Raw genomic sequence first — 17,193 nt, forward strand, 5'->3', positions numbered from 1 at the left:
TAGTTTTCCATCTAAATTTTCACGTTGAATAATTTAGCGAACAGATAATGATAATAATAAGAAATGGCTTTGCCATATTTCCCTTCGGACCAATAAACTTTAGCTTTTAACCTAATATCACTTGATGATGGTGATAACATCCTTTTATGATGTCTCCACGGTGAATTATAAAAATAACGTTCAAAGTTTTGTGCCCTAAATATTTTATACCATGGTTTATTCTGAGTAACATAATGCATTATAATTGTGTTGGGTAAATTTTTTTGTTCTTCATCACATCTTACTGATAATGTTGTCTTTTTATTATATTTTTTATCGAGATAATATAATCGCCCATTAAGTAAAATATTTAGCACATCCTGGTCTGCATACCTATATACTTTCCCATTGTTGATCATCTCCAACGCTTTTTGTGTTATGTTCTCGTTTTTCCATGCGCTGGTATTAATAAGCATAACTCCGGCATTAAAATAATTGATAAATTCAATGCCATAGTCTAACTGTTTCACACGGTCTTGCATATCTGGTGAGTCAGGGATGACGCATGCTATATAATCATTTAAATCGTAATCAACGAGCTCATATAAAGAGCTATTACATATGATATCACAATCAAGATAAAGTATATTTGTTATTTTATCATCAATAACCTCTGGGATTAAAAAACGCAAACACGTTGATAAAGGGATGCCCAGGATTAAGGTATCCGGATTAATATCAAATTCATCTGTCACATGATATACTGATATTGACGTATTCGGTCCCTCTAGTTCGGAAAATACGGAGCATTCATTTTCACTTATTCCTGAAACAAGAAGGTGAAAGTGAAGATTAACATCACTATTATTTGAAATGATTGAATATAATGCAACACCCGCTGGCATTATGAATCCACGGTCAAAGCATAATGCTATATGCAAATGTTTAACATTCGGTATTTCGTGTTGAAATAAATTTTGTTTCTTAGCGACGAAGTTCCTAATATTTAACAATTTTTAAGCCCTTATTATAAGAAATGAACATTTAAAGCTTTTTCCTTATTGTTCTTTCTTTTATTTTTTGCGCCTTAATTCCTGCTTCTTTAATTAAGTTAACTTCCCGCAATAGAACTTCGTGTAAAGGCATTCCAAAATAAACCTTCATAAATCGCCATATATCTCTCTGCGTCAGACCAATATTCATTGATGAGAAATATAAGCCAATCAAGTCTTTATCGCGCCAACGGCGCGGTACTTTTGAGCGTATCTGCGCCCGATGTAGATCGATAACCGAAATTTTTAATTCATCTTCCCGGCCAGTAAATGGCAAATGAAGCAAAAAGTGGCAAATGTAACAGTCACGGTGATTTATCCCTGCTGCGTGCATTTTACGCACCATGGTTGCCACTCGCGTGATCAACATACGTTTAATACGCACATCAGGTGGGTTGACTGCCCAATCTGCACAATAATCTTCAAGGCTAATCGTGGGAGTGAGATCTTCGGTAATAATAAATGATGTACGGGTTAATGGATTTAAACCTTTTTCACCAAACCCAATGCCATTCATCGTATCAACACCGACATCACTCAGGCGATGAATAGCATGCCACTCTCTGTCTGCGCCCAAAACGGGCATCCGCAATGAGAGCAGATTTTTTATAATCTCTTTTAATGTTGTCCCCTTGTGCCATTTAAGAAAATAGCTTTTCCCGGACAGTTCAAAGCGTAATGTGCGACGTGTCTCCAGTTCGCGGAAGACCTCGCCATTCAGTTCCTTAACTTCGGCAAAAGCATCTTTACCACGCCAAAGTGTGGTAAGCGGCTCTTTTAATTCAACCATCTAAACCACCTGTAATGATATCCGCGGCTTTCTCTGGCAAGCTATACAAATCCTGAGTATCGGCATAATGGCGAGCATTCTCCGCCCAGGCCATTCGCAATGAAGATTGTGTTAATGCTTTACGTAAAACTTCATTTAATTGTTCCTGGGAGAAAGGTTCAGCGATAACCGTTCCACAATTGGCATCGGCAATATAATGCGCGTAGCCGCATACCGCTGTTGTCAAAACAGGTAATCCAGCAGTGATCGCTTCAAGGAGAACGATACCAGCAGCTTCCTGATAAGCGGGATGCAATAATAAATCGGCTGCAGCCATTAATTCTGACACATCATTGCGACCGGAAAAGAAATGCACGTTGCTCCGCACGCCGAGTTTTTCTGCCAGCACTTCGAATTTTCGCGGTTTATCCTGGCCAACAACAAACAAAAGCGTATTGTGGCGTAATGATTCCGGTAACGCTGCCAAAGCTTCAATTGAGCGATCCACACCTTTACGAACAAAATCTGATCCAACTTGTAGCAATAAGTTTTGTTGCTCTTTTATGCCATTTTTCTGGCGATAAATTTCACGGCTATTTGGGATTTGCTCGCTGTATTTTCTGTCCGGATAGATGCCGGGGGGAAGAATTTTAAAACGTTCAGGTTCAGTTTGATAATGCTTCTGGAAATCGGTGATTTGCTTATCAGTCAGCATCATGAGTTTCGTCGATTTACCATGCTCGAAAGTCGCTCGCTCAAATGCGGCATAATGACGATAACGTGATGTTAGACGATATAAAAAACCTTTTTCTTGCGCAACTTTCTCGGCGTAACAAACATCAGCGGCAAAATAAACATCCAACCCAGGCATCTTATTAAACCCAACAACGCGATCAGCGGGATGCGCTTTGAGATGATTTTGTACCCAGGCATAATATTCTGCATTGCGTCCATGGTTGGTATGGGACTTAACTGGCACATGAATAAGCTCAAATGTTTTTGGGCACTCGCCTTCCCACGACTGCGTATAGACCCGAACATGGTGGCCTCGTGCGGCAACGGTTGATGCAATACGCATAAAATCACGTTGAAGCCCACCAAAAGGAAAATATTTATATAAACAAAACGCCACGATCATAATTGTGCATTCCTGTCAACTGAAGGGGCATCTTCTGGCAGCAGCTTTTCCGTAGCGGCGATAACATCTTCCGCGGGGATAACAGAAAGATATTTTTTATTGCGGTCAAGTTCATGTCGGCTCGGCATTTGCTGATAATTCCCCGCCCAGAATTGAATAATATTCTCAGTCCAGGGACGCCAGAATATGTGATCAGTTGCACCAAATAAACTAATTATTGGTGTTTTCACTGCCGCTGCAATATGTCCTGGTGCAGAATCCACACCAATAAAGAGTACGGCATGATCAATTAAAGCACCCAGTTCAGTAAACCGTGTTTTACCCGCAAGGCCAGCGACAGGTTTTGTTTGGCAGCCTTGCACTATTTCATCGATACAGGCGAGATCATCTGCCGAAGGCCCGCAGGTCAGCACAACCTGATACCCTCGCTGTTGCAACGCATCGATAACCTTAGAAAATTTATCGTTATCCCAGCACTTAAATATCTGACGAGCAGTCGGCTGGATAACAACATAATGCTCTTTCACGCCCAGAGCATCTAATTCCTGGCGCATCTTCTTCCAGCAATCTTCGGCGTAACTCATTGTTGTATCAGTGTAGAAATCGGTAATACCTAATGGCTCAAGGACCGATAAATTACGCTCAACAATATGTGTGCCGTGTATTGGCGCTAAGTGTGTAAAGCTTTTTTTCCAGATGCTATGCTGCCGATGACCATAAAGTTGCGATATTTTCACCTGTGCGGGTAAACAACGTACCAACAGTGCCACCATCCACTGATCCGTAAGATTAATGACCAGGTCGTAATTATTCGCACGCAGAGTTTTTATCAATGAAAGCACATTTTTAATTTTATCGAATGTTCCTGCACTTTTATTGCTTATACCGTAGAGCGCATTAATTTCCGGGTTTTCAGACAAAATAGGGATGGTGTCCTGATAAAGCAGCATATCGATTTTTGCATCAGGATAATTCTGCTTGAGCGTACTGATGACAGGAGTAGTTAATAACATATCTCCATGATATCGCATCTTTATGACCAGGATTTTTCGAAATGGCTTTTCCACTAGCGACTCTTTTGTATGATTGTCTGGTTAAGTTAAGCAGAAAAAAAGCACGCTACCGCCCCAGGCTCAACAGCTACCTGAATACTGATAACGCACTTACTTTGACGTGCTAGTGTAGCATTTCTTTCGCAGCAATCCGACCCGAATGATTTTTATACACAAAATATGTTTTAATCATAAAAATCATATAGATAAGAAAAAGTGCGCAGATAATACCGGTATAGCCGATGTAGAGTTGAAAATAGGGTCGAGTTTCAATAAATCGCATAAAAATACAAAAAAACTGGAGATGTAGCGGCAGTTCAGGCCAAACAGAAGCTATTTAAGTCAAAAACGGGAAAAGTAATGGTAAAGCCCCAGCTAAATACATAGAATCCCCAGCACATCCATAAGTCAGCTATTTATTATGCTTGAATTGCTTTACACCGCCCTTCTCTACCTTATTCAGCCGTTGATCTGGATACGGCTTTGGGTGCGCGGACGTAAGGCTCCGGCCTATCGAAAACGCTGGGGTGAACGTTACGGTTTTTACCGCCATCCGCTGAAACAAGGCGGCATCATGCTGCACTCCGTCTCCGTCGGTGAAACCCTGGCGGCGATCCCGTTGGTGCGCGCGCTGCGTCATCGCTATCCTGATTTGCCAATTACCGTCACGACTATGACGCCGACCGGCTCGGAACGCGTGCAATCTGCTTTCGGTAAAGATGTTCAGCACGTCTATCTGCCTTACGATCTACCCGATGCGCTCAACCGTTTTCTTAATAAAGTCGATCCTAAACTGGTGTTGATTATGGAAACGGAGCTGTGGCCTAACCTGATTGCGGCACTACATAAGCGCAAGATCCCGCTGGTTATCGCCAATGCGCGACTTTCTGCACGCTCTGCGGCGGGGTACGCCAAACTGGGCAAATTTGTTCGTCGCTTGTTGCGTCGTATTACACTAATCGCCGCGCAAAACGAAGAAGATGGCGCGCGTTTTGTGGCGCTGGGCGCAAAAAATAATCAGGTGACTGTTACTGGTAGCCTGAAATTCGATATCTCGGTAACTCCGCAGCTAGCCGCTAAAGCAGTAACACTGCGCCGCCAGTGGGCACCTCATCGTCCGGTATGGATTGCCACCAGCACTCACGATGGCGAAGAGAGTGTGGTGATTGCCGCACATCAGGCGCTGTTGCAGCAGTTCCCTAATTTATTGCTTATTCTTGTTCCACGTCATCCGGAACGCTTCCCGGATGCGATTAACCTTGTCCGCCAGGCTGGGCTAAGCTATATCACACGCTCTTCCGGAGAAATCCCTTCCGCCAGTACACAAGTGGTAATTGGCGATACGATGGGCGAGCTGATGCTGCTGTATGGCATTGCCGATCTCGCTTTTGTTGGCGGTTCATTGGTCGAACGCGGTGGGCATAATCCGCTGGAAGCCGCCGCACACGCTATTCCGGTACTGATGGGGCCGCATACTTTTAACTTTAAAGACATTTGCGCACGGCTGGAGCAGGCAAGCGGGCTGATTACCGTCACCGATGCCGCGTCACTGGCAAAAGAGGTTTCCTCTTTGCTCACTGACGCCGATTACCGTAGTTTCTATGGCCGTCATGCCGTTGAAGTGCTGTATCAAAACCAGGGCGCGCTGCAGCGTCTGCTTCAACTGCTGGAACCTTACCTGCCACCGAAAACGCATTGAGGTTGTTATGCAAAAACGGGCGATTTATCCGGGGACTTTCGATCCCATTACCAATGGTCATATCGATATCGTGACGCGCGCTACGCAGATGTTCGATCACGTTATTCTGGCGATTGCCGCCAGCCCCAGTAAAAAACCAATGTTTACCCTGGGAGAGCGTGTGGCGCTGGCTCAGCAGGCAACCGCACATCTGGATAACGTTGAAGTGGTCGGTTTTAGTGATTTGATGGCGAACTTCGCCCGTAATCAACAAGCCACGGTACTGATTCGTGGCCTGCGTGCGGTAGCAGATTTTGAATATGAAATGCAACTGGCGCATATGAATCGCCACTTAATGCCGGAGCTGGAAAGCGTCTTCTTGATGCCTTCGAAAGAGTGGTCGTTTATTTCTTCATCGTTGGTGAAAGAAGTTGCGCGCCATCAGGGTGATGTCACCCATTTCCTGCCGAAGAATGTCCATCAGGCGCTGATGGCGAAGTTAGCGTAGCTTTCATGCCGGATGGAATGCCATCCGGCTCGCATGAATTACTTCTGGCACTGTCGGCAATAAAATGTCGCCCGCTGCGCATGTTTAGTCGCCACAATCGGCGTACCACAAACCCGACACGGTTCGCCTTTACGCCCGTAAACCTGTAATTCCTGCGCGAAATAACCTGGTTTTCCGTCGCTTTGCAGAAAATCTTTCAGCGTCGTGCCGCCCTGCTCAATAGAACGCAGTAACACTGCTTTAATCACCCGTGCCAGCAGTTCGCACTCCGCCAGCGACAGCGATGACGCCAGCCGATCCGGATGGATCCCCGCAGCAAACAGTGACTCGCTGGCATAGATATTCCCCACGCCCACCACCAGCTTGTTATCCATCAGCCAGGGTTTAATCGCTGTCTTTTTCTTCGCGCATTTCTGATGCAGGTATTCGCCGTTGAAATCATCGCTAAGCGGCTCCGGTCCAAGATGTGCCAACACATTGTGTCCTTCCAGCTCTTTGGTCCACAACCAGGCACCAAAGCGACGAGGATCGGTATATCGCAGCACTTTGCCGTTGCTCATCACCAAATCAACATGGTCATGCTTTTCAGGAGGACGTTCTTCCGTAAGTATGCGCAGACTGCCAGACATACCCAGATGAATGATGATCCAGCCTTCCGGCAATTCCAGCAGCAGATATTTAGCGCGGCGCTGCACACTAAGCACCGGCTGGTCACTTAGACGGTAGATTTCTTCCGAGACTGGCCAGCGCAAACGCCCGTTGCGGACCACCGCATGAAGAATGGTCGCGCCAACGAGATGCGGTTCAATGCCGCGGCGGCTGGTTTCAACTTCTGGTAATTCAGGCATAGCATCTCCTGGAATGAACAGATGCAGTCAATATGGGGGCAAGCAGATAACAAAAAACCCCGCCGGAGCGAGGTTTTTATTACATCAAAGCGAGAATTATTTGATTTTCGCTTCTTTGTAGATCACGTGCTGGCGTACAACTGGATCGAATTTTTTCAGTTCCAGTTTTTCCGGCTTAGTACGTTTGTTCTTCGTAGTGGTATAGAAGTGACCAGTACCAGCAGAAGAAACCAGCTTGATTTTCTCACGAATACCTTTAGCCATGATTTATTTCCTCTAAGTACTTAGTACTTTTCGCCACGGGCACGCAGTTCAGCCAGAACTGTATCGATGCCTTTTTTATCGATTACACGCATACCTTTAGCAGATACGCGCAGGGTGACAAAACGCTTCTCGCTCTCAACCCAGAAACGGTGAGAGTGCAGGTTAGGCAGGAAACGGCGTTTAGTCGCGTTCAGTGCGTGGGAACGGTTGTTACCGGTCACCGGACGCTTGCCAGTAACTTGGCAGACTCGGGACATGTCTATTCTCCAAAAATCAAATTAGCTCGAGCTTCGTATGGGGTATTGGCGCCTCGTCAGGCTTTACAGCCCGGTCATCGCAGTTCTATGTGAACTCTCGATTGCCAGGCCCAAATGCCAAACCCGAGATTCTCAAAGGTGGCGTAGTATACGCTGACTCAGCGATGTGCTCAAGTCCCGAACAGACAAAGATCCCGAAGGATCGCGCATAGCGGGTTAAATCCAGCCGCGTTCGGCAAAAGAAACATACTCTCCACGCCCAATCACGATATGGTCGAGCACGCGTAAATCCATGAACTGACAACTTTTTATTATCCGTTCGGTGATGAGTTTATCCGCTTTACTGGGTTCAGCACAACCCGAAGGGTGATTATGGGCAAGGATCAGTGCCGCCGCGTTTATTTTTATCGCTTCCCGAACAATCTCACGCGGATGGACTTCCACATGGTTTAGTGTGCCGGAAAACAATCGGCTGTGAGTAAGTACCCGGTGTTGAGTGTCGAGAAAGATCACCATAAAGATCTCGCGCTCTTCGCCCGTAAGCTGGCTTTGTAAAAACTCGCGCGTCATCTCCGGGCTAAGTAACGGGCTTTCTTCGCGTATCCGCACGTTGTAGTAACGCCGGGCCAGTTCGGCAATCCCCTTTAACTGGGCGAATTTCGCCACACCTATTCCATGAACGCCTCTAACTTGTTCATATTCAGAGGATAACAAGCCGTAAAGAGAGCCGAAATTCTCCAGCATCTCTTTTGCCAGGGTTAGCACATCTTTTCCGTGCGTTCCTGTACGCAGAAACAGCGCCAGCAGTTCAATATCCGTTAACGCGCTAATACCCAACTTCAGCATTTTTTCACGTGGCATCAACAAGTCAGCATTGCTTTTCACCTTCACCTCCTTTGTGGAGGGCGCATCCTGTCATAGTCGTTTGGTTAAATCGACGGTCAGTTTTCAATCCTGGAAAGCGCCTCGCAAAGTGATTCTCAGGTGAAAGCACGACAACAAAAGTATTGTGATAAAATCGCCAACTTCTGGTGTCACCCAACAGGAAAAATCATCATGAGCCTGGCCGGTAAAAAAATCGTTCTCGGCGTCAGCGGCGGTATTGCTGCCTATAAAACCCCTGAACTGGTGCGTCGTTTGCGCGATCGCGGGGCCGACGTCCGTGTAGCCATGACCGAAGCGGCAAAAGCCTTTATCACTCCACTTAGCTTGCAGGCAGTCTCTGGTTATCCCGTTTCCGACAGTCTGCTGGACCCGGCTGCCGAAGCGGCAATGGGCCATATTGAGCTGGGAAAATGGGCTGATTTAGTGATTCTTGCTCCAGCGACAGCGGATTTGATTGCCCGCGTTGCTGCTGGTATGGCGAATGATCTGGTATCAACGATTTGCCTTGCGACGCCTGCGCCTGTTGTTGTGCTGCCAGCAATGAACCAGCAGATGTATCGGGCTGCAGCTACTCAGCATAATTTAGAGGTACTTGCCTCGCGAGGTTTGTTGATCTGGGGGCCAGATAGCGGCAGCCAGGCCTGTGGTGATATCGGCCCAGGGCGAATGCTCGATCCGTTAACCATTGTTGATATGGCGGTGGCCCATTTCTCCCCCGTCAACGACCTGAAACATCTGAATATTATGATTACCGCGGGTCCGACACGTGAACCACTCGATCCGGTGCGTTACATCTCTAATCACAGCTCCGGCAAGATGGGATTCGCCATTGCCGCAGCAGCAGCACGTAGAGGAGCAAACGTCACGCTGGTTTCTGGCCCGGTTTCGCTACCGACGCCACCGTTTGTGAAACGTATTGACGTGATAACCGCACTGGAGATGGAAGCGGCCGTGAAGGCTTCTGTACAGCAGCAAAATATATTTATCGGTTGCGCTGCCGTTGCGGATTATCGCGCAGCTACCGTTGCCCGCGAAAAAATCAAAAAGCAGGCCACGCCGGGCGATGAATTAACAATAAAAATGGTTAAAAACCCCGATATCGTCGCCGGTGTTGCCGCATTAAAAGACCATCGGCCTTATGTTGTTGGATTTGCGGCCGAAACAAATAATGTGGAAGAATACACCCGACAAAAACGTATCCGTAAAAACCTTGATCTGATCTGCGCGAACGATGTTTCCCAGCCAACTCAAGGCTTTAATAGCGACAAAAACGCATTACACCTTTTCTGGCAAGATGGCGATAAAATCTTACCGCTTGAGCGAAAAGAGCTCCTTGGCCAATTATTACTCGACGAGATTGTGACCCGTTATGATGAAGAAAATCGACGTTAAGATTCTGGACCCGCGCGTTGGGAAGGAATTTCCACTCCCGACTTATGCCACTTCTGGTTCTGCCGGACTTGACCTGCGCGCTTGTCTCGACGACGCCGTAGAATTGGCACCGGGCGACACGACACTTGTGCCGACCGGACTGGCGATTCATATTGCCGATCCTTCACTGGCGGCGATGATGCTGCCGCGCTCCGGGCTGGGCCATAAGCACGGTATCGTGCTCGGCAACCTGGTGGGATTGATCGATTCCGACTATCAGGGCCAATTGATGATCTCTGTATGGAACCGTGGTCAGGACAGCTTCACCATTCAACCTGGTGAACGTATCGCACAGATGATTTTTGTTCCGGTGGTACAGGCTGAATTTAATCTGGTGGAAGATTTTGACGCTACTGACCGCGGTGAAGGCGGCTTTGGTCACTCTGGTCGTCAGTAACACATACGCATCCAAATAACGTCATAACATCGCCGCAAACATTTTGTTTGCGGTCATAGCGTGGGTGCCGCCTGGCAAGTGCTTATTTTCAGGGGTATTTTGTAACATGGCAGAAAAACAAACTGCGAAAAGGAACCGTCGCGAAGAAATACTTCAGTCTCTGGCGCTGATGCTGGAATCCAGCGATGGAAGCCAACGTATCACGACGGCGAAACTGGCCGCCTCTGTCGGCGTTTCCGAAGCGGCTCTGTATCGCCACTTCCCCAGTAAGACCCGCATGTTCGATAGCCTGATTGAGTTTATCGAAGATAGCCTGATTACTCGCATTAATCTGATTCTGAAAGATGAGAAGGACACCACTGCGCGTCTGCGTCTGATTGTGTTGCTACTTCTCGGTTTTGGCGAGCGTAATCCAGGCCTGACCCGTATCCTCACCGGCCATGCGCTAATGTTCGAACAAGACCGCCTGCAAGGGCGCATCAACCAACTGTTCGAGCGTATTGAAGCGCAACTGCGTCAGGTATTGCGTGAAAAGAGAATGCGTGAGGGTGAAGGTTACACCACCGATGAAACGTTGCTGGCAAGCCAACTTCTGGCATTTTGTGAAGGGATGCTGTCTCGTTTTGTCCGCAGCGAGTTTAAATACCGCCCGACGGATGACTTTGACGCTCGCTGGCCGTTGATTGCCGCGCAGTTGCAATAAAATGACGCCGGATGACTTACCATCCGGCGTTTTTTATCAAACCCCGTACTCTTCGCGATAAGCCTTAACGGCTGCCAGATGTTCCGCCATGTCCGGCTTCTCTTCCAGATAAGCAATCAGGTCTTTCAGGGTGATGATAGAGATCACTTTGCAGTTGTAATCACGCTCAACTTCCTGAATCGCTGATATCTCGCCACGACCACGTTCCTGACGATCGAGCGAAATCAGCACGCCAGCAAGCGTCGCGCCATTGGCCTGAATAATTTCCATCGACTCACGAATCGCCGTTCCGGCGGTGATCACATCATCCACCAGCATTACTCGTCCTTGTAACGCGCTACCAACCAGATTGCCACCTTCGCCGTGGTCTTTTGCTTCTTTGCGGTTAAAGCAGTATGGCAGGTCAAGGTCATGATGCTCCGCCAGTGCCACAGCGGTTGTGGTCGCGATCGGAATACCTTTGTAAGCGGGGCCAAACAGCAGATCGAACTCAATGCCAGAATCCACTAACGCTTCAGCGTAAAAACGGCCTAACAGTGCCAGGTCGCGCCCGGTATTAAATAGTCCGGCGTTGAAGAAATAGGGGCTTTTACGCCCGGATTTCAGCGTAAACTCACCAAACTTTAATACCTGTTTGCCAAGCGCAAACTCAATAAACTGGCGCTGATATGGTTTCATGCCTTCGCTCCTCATCTTACTTTTCTACAGACAAAAAAAAGGCGACTCATCAGTCGCCTTAAAAATCAGTTTGCCAGCGCCGCCTTCTGCGTCGCTACAATGGATTCGATTCCCCCTCGGGCCAGCGCCAACAAGGTGAGGAGTTCTTCGTGGGTGAATGGTTCGCCTTCTGCCGTTCCCTGAACCTCAATGATCCGCCCATCTTCGGTCATCACCACGTTCATGTCCGTTTCTGCGGCAGAGTCTTCAACATATTCCAGATCGCAAATCGCTTCGCCATTAACGATACCCACCGAAACCGCAGCTACCATGCCTTTCATCGGGTTGGTTTTCAGTTTGCCATTCTCAACCAGCTTATTCAGCGCATCTGCCAGCGCCACGCAAGCACCGGTGATCGAAGCAGTGCGCGTGCCGCCATCGGCCTGAAGTACGTCGCAGTCCAGCGTAATGGTGAACTCACCCAACGCTTTCAAATCAACCGCTGCACGCAATGCACGGGCGATCAGACGCTGGATTTCCATCGTGCGTCCGCCCTGCTTACCTTTCGCCGCTTCGCGGGCGTTACGGGTGTGGGTGGAGCGCGGCAACATACCGTATTCTGCGGTGATCCAGCCCTGCCCCTGACCTTTCAGGAAGCGCGGCACGCCTTCTTCAATAGAGGCAGTACACAACACTTTGGTATCGCCAAATTCGACCAGCACCGAGCCTTCTGCATGTTTTGTATAGTTACGAGTCAGGGTAACGGGACGCACCTGATTATTGCTACGGCCTGCTGGACGCATATTGAAATCTCCGGCTTGAAACAAATGTGGCTGCGCATTATACGGACTTCCGGCGGTTATTCCTATCCTGACAAGGCATCGATGGCTATAATCCTTCCACCTCTCCTTTCAAAAACAGGAACGTCTATGATCCGCAGTATGACCGCCTACGCCCGGCGTGAAATCAAGGGTGAATGGGGGAGCGCAACCTGGGAAATGCGCTCGGTAAACCAGCGTTATCTGGAAACTTACTTTCGTCTGCCGGAGCAGTTCCGTAGCCTTGAACCTGTCGTTCGCGAGCGTATTCGTTCTCGCCTGACGCGCGGTAAAGTGGAATGCACCCTGCGCTATGAGCCAGATGTTAGCGCACAAGGCGAGCTGATTCTCAACGAAAAGCTGGCTAAACAGCTCGTAACTGCTGCTAACTGGGTAAAAATGCAGAGCGACGAAGGGGAAATCAACCCGGTTGATATCCTGCGCTGGCCGGGTGTGATGGCAGCTCAGGAGCAGGATCTCGACGCCATTGCCGCTGAAATTCTCGCTGCGCTGGATGGTACTCTTGACGACTTTATTGTCGCGCGCGAAACCGAAGGTCAGGCGCTGAAAGCGTTGATCGAGCAGCGTCTGGAAGGTGTCACCGCCGAAGTGGCTAAAGTTCGTGCCCATATGCCGGAAATCCTGCAATGGCAGCGTGAACGTCTGGTAGCGAAACTGGAAGATGCTCAGGTACAGTTGGAAAACAATCGCCTGGAGCAAGAGTTAGTGCTGCTGGCGCAACGAATTGACGTTGCCGAAGAGCTGGACCGCCTCGAAGCGCATGTCAAAGAGACCTACAACATTCTGAAGAAAAAAGAAGCGGTTGGCCGTCGTCTGGACTTTATGATGCAAGAGTTTAATCGCGAGTCGAACACCCTGGCCTCGAAGTCTATCAATGCCGAAGTAACTAATTCAGCTATTGAACTGAAAGTACTGATCGAACAAATGCGCGAACAGATTCAGAATATCGAGTAACCCTCATAATTCCGTAGGCCGTTGTTAAATTACAGCGGCGCTACGTATACAGACTTCTTATTTACTTTAAAACACGCCCTAATATTTCTAATGCATTTTTCTTCTGACAATCTAAGAGAAACGCATTAAAACTACAGAAAACACCAATTTCACATAACTAAATATTATCAATAACCTCTCACCTTAAAAAATCTCAATCGTGACGATGCGTACAAATCGCTACCCTGCCAGACAGATTTTTAGGGAGAGAACCATGCTGTTACACATTTTGTATTTGGTTGGCATTACTGCCGAAGCCATGACGGGAGCGCTGGCGGCCGGACGGCGGCGCATGGATACATTTGGCGTAATTATTATTGCGACCGCCACTGCAATCGGCGGCGGTTCAGTACGGGATATACTTTTGGGCCACTATCCGCTCGGCTGGGTCAAACATCCGGAATATGTGATTATCGTCGCCACCGCCGCGGTACTCACCACTATTGTTGCTCCCGTAATGCCTTACCTGCGCAAAGTCTTTCTGGTGTTAGATGCGCTCGGACTGGTGGTCTTTTCTATCATTGGCGCACAGGTCGCGCTGGATATGGGCCACGGCCCGGTCATTGCCGTTGTCGCTGCGGTGACAACCGGCGTATTTGGCGGTGTTTTGCGCGATATGTTCTGTAAACGCATCCCGCTGGTCTTTCAGAAAGAACTGTATGCAGGGGTTTCATTTGTTTCCGCCGTGCTGTATATCGCACTGCAACACTATGTTTCCAACCATGATGTGGTGATTATCTCCACCCTGGTGTTTGGCTTTTTTGCTCGCTTGCTGGCACTGCGTCTTAAACTGGGATTACCCGTTTTTTACTACAGCCACGAAGGTCATTAAGGTACAAAACCTGCGATCTGCTGGGTAGCCAACCAGCTACCTAGCGTCTTGATTTGCACATTATTCTTCCATTCAATAATCTGGCTGGCGCGACGAGATCCGGTTCCCGGCAGATGCTGCCAATGTTGTTCACTTCTCTGCAAAAGTTGCGTCCAGGACCGTTCATCACCGGCATTAAGCGCCCCCCGGGTTAACGGTATTCCCATTGCCATCACCCAGCGGGTAAAAGGCTGCTTACGAGCCAGATTAAACTGATGCCATAACTGCCCGTTTTTACTTTTCGCTATCCCTGGCGTGTTCTGTAATTGCTCTGGCGTTAATGAAAGCCAGGAAAAGATATGCTCAAAGCGATGCGTCTGATGCAGTGCGCGCCAGCCAGCTTCGCCAATGCCATCCAGCCCCAAAACCTGTTTTGACCCCAACCAGACTAAGCGTGATATGAATTGCTCCAGACAAACATCAGAAGCAAAGTAACAGGTCAACGAGTTAAAGCGGTTTTCTGGCGGTGTCGGCTTTGTGCGTTCCGCACTCCGCCACACCACATCATCAATACGTGGAATACCCTGACCGGCAAGACTTATGAGGATTTGATCGCCAGGCGCTATGTCCCACTCCTGCCAGCGTCTGACGGAACCAATATTCACCCGCTGAACTTTTTTATCATCCAGCATGACTGGTGCGAGTGACGCCACCACCGATATTTTTCCGCTTTTGCCCACTGCAAACTGAATCGAACTCACTTCAGCAACCTGTGCCACAGGTTGATATTTCCACGCCACCAGCCAGTCCGCCTGCCCCGGTAACCAATGGCGGGATTCGGGTTCCTTAGCCGCTCGCACAACCACGCCATCGGTGACGAAGGGCAATTTCGCTTTCCACCACTCATTACGTGCTCGCTCAACCTCATCAGCATTTTTCACCGTGTAAGTGTACGCTTGCGTCAGACTAAATCCCGCGCTTGCAAGCTGCTGCAATCGCTCGGCCATTAACTGCGGTCCATCCGGCCACGCCCAGATAAAAACGCCCAGCGAATTTAGCGTGTCGTTATTGTCCTGGCGCATCAACATACCTGCAACTTTTGCACGCGCATTCATTCCGCCCATTTGCTGCTGGATATGGCCTTCGCTCCGGAGAAATATTTCTCCTTGCAGTGTGCTATTGGCTAAAGGTTCGCTGACGGATTGCGGTACAGAAGGAATCGAGCGCACTTTCTGCGTCCAGTCTTCACCTTTCAGGCCATTGCCACGGCTGATCGCCTTAATCAGTTTTCCGTCACGATAGACCAGAGTTACCGCGACACCATCAACTTTTGGCTGCACCCAAAGATCGCTGCGTTCACGCATCCAAAGGCTCAATGCATTTTTATCCGCCAGCTTACGCACTCCAGTATGAGCAACTGGATGCATTACGGTTCCAATTAAAGGCAGTATCATGGCTTCACGAGTTGCCTCTTCACCAAAACAACGTTGCCACTGTGCAAGGCGGGCGCTGAGTTGATCATAAACGCCGTCTTCAACAGCACTTTTTCCCTTTTTCCAGTAATCCTCATCCCACTGTTTTATTTGCTGTTGCAGGCGGGAAATTTCTTCATGCGCTCTGGCTGGCGACCAGACTGGGCAGACTCCCTGCGCCGATGATTGCCAGCATAAAACACTCATTAACACTGCAATCCATACTTTCATCGTCACCTCCGCTGTTGTCAGGCTGGCAGGTATACAACGAGGTGAATGCAAAGCCGAGAGGCAAAACTGAAGTGTGCGATGATGCTTCCAGAGAATCGTCCTGATTGCAGTAAATGACAGGGAATAGCGGAAACAGCTACGCAAAACGCAACAACTTTGCGCAAAAAGTGTGAGCAAGGGCTACGTCACATGGCCACGCCGTGTATAATAAGCTCGTATGTAGGCTTTATTTCGCTAATCACATACGAAAGATACTCATGGCTCAAGGCACGCTTTATATTGTTTCTGCCCCCAGTGGCGCGGGTAAATCCAGCCTGATTCAGGCTTTATTAAAAACCCAACCGTTGTATGACACCCAGGTTTCTGTTTCACACACCACGCGCGCACCGCGTCCTGGTGAAGTACACGGTGAGCATTACTTTTTTGTTAATCATGATGAATTTAAAGAAATGATTAGCAGAGATGCATTCCTTGAGCACGCGGAAGTGTTCGGTAATTACTACGGCACTTCGCGCGAGGCCATTGAGCAAGTACTGGCAAGCGGTGTGGATGTTTTTCTTGATATCGACTGGCAGGGTGCGCAGCAAATTCGCCAGAAGATGCCGCATGCGCGTAGTATCTTTATTTTACCGCCGTCCAAAATCGAGCTGGACCGCCGTCTACGCGGTCGCGGTCAGGACAGCGAAGAGGTCATTGCAAAGCGTATGGCGCAAGCAGTTGCAGAAATGAGCCATTACGCCGAATATGATTATTTGATTGTGAATGATGACTTCGATACCGCATTGACCGATTTGAAGACAATTATTCGCGCCGAACGCTTGCGCATGAGTCGCCAAAAGCAACGTCATGACGCTTTAATCAGCAAATTGTTGGCAGACTGAACCTTCTTTCAGTATCATGCCCAGTCATTTCTTCACCTGTGGAGCTTTTTAAGTATGGCACGCGTAACTGTTCAGGACGCTGTAGAGAAAATTGGTAACCGTTTTGACCTGGTACTGGTCGCCGCGCGTCGCGCTCGTCAGATGCAGGTAGGCGGAAAGGATCCGCTAGTACCGGAAGAAAACGATAAAACTACAGTAATCGCGCTGCGCGAAATCGAAGAAGGTCTGATCAACAACCAGATCCTCGACGTTCGCGAACGCCAGGAACAGCAAGAGCAGGAAGCCGCTGAATTACAAGCCGTTACCGCTATTGCTGAAGGTCGTCGTTAATCACAAAGCGGGTCGCCC

20 protein-coding genes are annotated in these 17,193 nt (G+C 48.5%); 9 read left to right on the forward strand and 11 right to left on the reverse strand.

Annotation, left to right across the window (positions count from 1 at the left end; genetic code table 11):
* Window positions 1–11 precede the first annotated feature (11 nt).
* From A9587_RS09645 to rfaQ, 4 genes are read right to left on the reverse strand one after another with little or no spacing between them, the layout of a single operon-like run.
* On the reverse strand, window positions 12–992 hold the full coding sequence (locus tag A9587_RS09645; protein ID WP_024193618.1) for a glycosyltransferase family 8 protein: 981 nt from the start codon (window positions 990–992) through the stop codon (window positions 12–14).
* A 31-nt stretch (window positions 993–1,023) separates the two neighbouring features.
* Window positions 1,024–1,821: a lipopolysaccharide core heptose(I) kinase RfaP gene (gene rfaP, locus A9587_RS09650; protein WP_105263477.1), complete on the reverse strand. Its 798-nt coding sequence runs from the start codon at window positions 1,819–1,821 to the stop codon at window positions 1,024–1,026.
* Window positions 1,814–2,938 carry a lipopolysaccharide glucosyltransferase I gene (gene rfaG / locus A9587_RS09655; protein WP_038355028.1) on the reverse strand — a complete coding sequence of 375 codons (1,125 nt, stop codon included), beginning with the start codon at window positions 2,936–2,938 and terminating at the stop codon, window positions 1,814–1,816. Before rfaG ends, rfaP begins: the two co-directional genes overlap by 8 nt.
* Complete coding sequence (gene rfaQ, locus A9587_RS09660; protein ID WP_001517455.1) at window positions 2,935–4,005, reverse strand: lipopolysaccharide core heptosyltransferase RfaQ; 1,071 nt, start codon at window positions 4,003–4,005, stop codon at window positions 2,935–2,937. The genes rfaG and rfaQ overlap by 4 nt, the downstream gene beginning before the upstream one ends.
* Window positions 4,006–4,411: 406 nt before the next feature.
* Between rfaQ and waaA the strand changes: the two genes are divergently transcribed.
* On the forward strand, window positions 4,412–5,689 hold the full coding sequence (waaA, locus tag A9587_RS09665; RefSeq protein ID WP_000891578.1) for a lipid IV(A) 3-deoxy-D-manno-octulosonic acid transferase: 1,278 nt from the start codon (window positions 4,412–4,414) through the stop codon (window positions 5,687–5,689).
* A gap of 7 nt (window positions 5,690–5,696) precedes the next feature.
* A complete protein-coding gene (gene coaD / locus A9587_RS09670) occupies window positions 5,697–6,176 on the forward strand; it encodes a pantetheine-phosphate adenylyltransferase (RefSeq protein WP_001171877.1) in 480 nt (159 codons plus the stop codon).
* A 38-nt stretch (window positions 6,177–6,214) separates the two neighbouring features.
* Here the strand turns inward: coaD and mutM are convergent, their stop codons facing one another.
* The 4 genes from mutM to radC form a co-directional block, all read right to left on the reverse strand.
* Complete coding sequence (gene mutM, locus A9587_RS09675; protein ID WP_001114550.1) at window positions 6,215–7,024, reverse strand: bifunctional DNA-formamidopyrimidine glycosylase/DNA-(apurinic or apyrimidinic site) lyase; 810 nt, start codon at window positions 7,022–7,024, stop codon at window positions 6,215–6,217.
* A gap of 96 nt (window positions 7,025–7,120) precedes the next feature.
* Window positions 7,121–7,288: a 50S ribosomal protein L33 gene (rpmG, locus tag A9587_RS09680; RefSeq protein ID WP_001051798.1), complete on the reverse strand. Its 168-nt coding sequence runs from the start codon at window positions 7,286–7,288 to the stop codon at window positions 7,121–7,123.
* Between the two features lie 20 nt (window positions 7,289–7,308).
* On the reverse strand, window positions 7,309–7,545 hold the full coding sequence (gene rpmB / locus A9587_RS09685) for a 50S ribosomal protein L28 (RefSeq protein ID WP_000091955.1): 237 nt from the start codon (window positions 7,543–7,545) through the stop codon (window positions 7,309–7,311).
* A 216-nt stretch (window positions 7,546–7,761) separates the two neighbouring features.
* On the reverse strand, window positions 7,762–8,430 hold the full coding sequence (gene radC, locus A9587_RS09690) for a RadC family protein (protein ID WP_001517452.1): 669 nt from the start codon (window positions 8,428–8,430) through the stop codon (window positions 7,762–7,764).
* 171 nt (window positions 8,431–8,601) lie between these two features.
* Here radC and coaBC point away from each other — a divergent pair, with 171 nt between their 5' ends.
* The 3 genes from coaBC to slmA all read left to right on the forward strand — a co-directional run bounded on the left by coaBC (window position 8,602) and on the right by slmA (window position 10,961).
* Window positions 8,602–9,822: a bifunctional phosphopantothenoylcysteine decarboxylase/phosphopantothenate--cysteine ligase CoaBC gene (coaBC, locus tag A9587_RS09695; protein WP_105263478.1), complete on the forward strand. Its 1,221-nt coding sequence runs from the start codon at window positions 8,602–8,604 to the stop codon at window positions 9,820–9,822.
* Window positions 9,800–10,258 (forward strand): dUTP diphosphatase, encoded by a 459-nt coding sequence (gene dut, locus A9587_RS09700; protein WP_000976070.1) that lies wholly within the window; start codon window positions 9,800–9,802, stop codon window positions 10,256–10,258. Before coaBC ends, dut begins: the two co-directional genes overlap by 23 nt.
* Before the next feature lie 106 nt (window positions 10,259–10,364).
* On the forward strand, window positions 10,365–10,961 hold the full coding sequence (slmA, locus tag A9587_RS09705) for a nucleoid occlusion factor SlmA (protein WP_000818603.1): 597 nt from the start codon (window positions 10,365–10,367) through the stop codon (window positions 10,959–10,961).
* Window positions 10,962–10,997: 36 nt separating this feature from the next.
* Here the strand turns inward: slmA and pyrE are convergent, their stop codons facing one another.
* Both pyrE and rph read right to left on the reverse strand, forming a co-directional pair.
* Window positions 10,998–11,639: an orotate phosphoribosyltransferase gene (gene pyrE / locus A9587_RS09710; protein ID WP_001517450.1), complete on the reverse strand. Its 642-nt coding sequence runs from the start codon at window positions 11,637–11,639 to the stop codon at window positions 10,998–11,000.
* Between the two features lie 65 nt (window positions 11,640–11,704).
* Window positions 11,705–12,421, reverse strand: a complete 717-nt coding sequence (rph, locus tag A9587_RS09715; RefSeq protein WP_001247086.1) for a ribonuclease PH — start codon at window positions 12,419–12,421, stop codon at window positions 11,705–11,707.
* Between the two features lie 126 nt (window positions 12,422–12,547).
* Between rph and A9587_RS09720 the strand changes: the two genes are divergently transcribed.
* Window positions 12,548–13,411, forward strand: coding sequence for a YicC/YloC family endoribonuclease (locus A9587_RS09720; protein WP_000621334.1), 864 nt, complete (start codon window positions 12,548–12,550; stop codon window positions 13,409–13,411).
* Between the two features lie 253 nt (window positions 13,412–13,664).
* Window positions 13,665–14,282, forward strand: a complete 618-nt coding sequence (locus A9587_RS09725; protein WP_085449438.1) for a trimeric intracellular cation channel family protein — start codon at window positions 13,665–13,667, stop codon at window positions 14,280–14,282.
* Here the strand turns inward: A9587_RS09725 and ligB are convergent.
* Window positions 14,279–15,964, reverse strand: coding sequence for an NAD-dependent DNA ligase LigB (gene ligB / locus A9587_RS09730; protein ID WP_105263479.1), 1,686 nt, complete (start codon window positions 15,962–15,964; stop codon window positions 14,279–14,281). The genes A9587_RS09725 and ligB overlap by 4 nt on opposite strands.
* 257 nt (window positions 15,965–16,221) lie before the next feature.
* Here ligB and gmk point away from each other — a divergent pair, with 257 nt between their 5' ends.
* Both gmk and rpoZ read left to right on the forward strand, forming a co-directional pair.
* Window positions 16,222–16,845 carry a guanylate kinase gene (gene gmk, locus A9587_RS09740; RefSeq protein WP_001517448.1) on the forward strand — a complete coding sequence of 208 codons (624 nt, stop codon included), beginning with the start codon at window positions 16,222–16,224 and terminating at the stop codon, window positions 16,843–16,845.
* Between the two features lie 54 nt (window positions 16,846–16,899).
* Window positions 16,900–17,175, forward strand: coding sequence for a DNA-directed RNA polymerase subunit omega (rpoZ, locus tag A9587_RS09745; RefSeq protein WP_000135058.1), 276 nt, complete (start codon window positions 16,900–16,902; stop codon window positions 17,173–17,175).
* Window positions 17,176–17,193: the final 18 nt, after the last annotated feature.

It is taken from the genome of Escherichia sp. MOD1-EC6162, assembly GCF_002965125.1.
GTDB lineage: Bacteria > Pseudomonadota > Gammaproteobacteria > Enterobacterales > Enterobacteriaceae > Escherichia > Escherichia marmotae.

Bases quoted from the DNA above. Each gene is read 5' to 3' on its own strand.
- rfaP (WP_105263477.1), bottom strand. From the start codon at position 1,821: ATGGTTGAATTAAAAGAGCCGCTTACCACACTTTGGCGTGGTAAAGAT.
- rfaG (WP_038355028.1), bottom strand. From the start codon at position 2,938: ATGATCGTGGCGTTTTGTTTATATAAATATTTTCCTTTTGGTGGGCTT.
- waaA (WP_000891578.1), top strand. From the start codon at position 4,412: ATGCTTGAATTGCTTTACACCGCCCTTCTCTACCTTATTCAGCCGTTG.
- coaD (WP_001171877.1), top strand. From the start codon at position 5,697: ATGCAAAAACGGGCGATTTATCCGGGGACTTTCGATCCCATTACCAAT.
- mutM (WP_001114550.1), bottom strand. From the start codon at position 7,024: ATGCCTGAATTACCAGAAGTTGAAACCAGCCGCCGCGGCATTGAACCG.
- rpmG (WP_001051798.1), bottom strand. From the start codon at position 7,288: ATGGCTAAAGGTATTCGTGAGAAAATCAAGCTGGTTTCTTCTGCTGGT.
- rpmB (WP_000091955.1), bottom strand. From the start codon at position 7,545: ATGTCCCGAGTCTGCCAAGTTACTGGCAAGCGTCCGGTGACCGGTAAC.
- coaBC (WP_105263478.1), top strand. From the start codon at position 8,602: ATGAGCCTGGCCGGTAAAAAAATCGTTCTCGGCGTCAGCGGCGGTATT.
- dut (WP_000976070.1), top strand. From the start codon at position 9,800: ATGATGAAGAAAATCGACGTTAAGATTCTGGACCCGCGCGTTGGGAAG.
- slmA (WP_000818603.1), top strand. From the start codon at position 10,365: ATGGCAGAAAAACAAACTGCGAAAAGGAACCGTCGCGAAGAAATACTT.
- pyrE (WP_001517450.1), bottom strand. From the start codon at position 11,639: ATGAAACCATATCAGCGCCAGTTTATTGAGTTTGCGCTTGGCAAACAG.
- rph (WP_001247086.1), bottom strand. From the start codon at position 12,421: ATGCGTCCAGCAGGCCGTAGCAATAATCAGGTGCGTCCCGTTACCCTG.
- A9587_RS09720 (WP_000621334.1), top strand. From the start codon at position 12,548: ATGATCCGCAGTATGACCGCCTACGCCCGGCGTGAAATCAAGGGTGAA.
- A9587_RS09725 (WP_085449438.1), top strand. From the start codon at position 13,665: ATGCTGTTACACATTTTGTATTTGGTTGGCATTACTGCCGAAGCCATG.
- ligB (WP_105263479.1), bottom strand. From the start codon at position 15,964: ATGAAAGTATGGATTGCAGTGTTAATGAGTGTTTTATGCTGGCAATCA.
- gmk (WP_001517448.1), top strand. From the start codon at position 16,222: ATGGCTCAAGGCACGCTTTATATTGTTTCTGCCCCCAGTGGCGCGGGT.
- rpoZ (WP_000135058.1), top strand. From the start codon at position 16,900: ATGGCACGCGTAACTGTTCAGGACGCTGTAGAGAAAATTGGTAACCGT.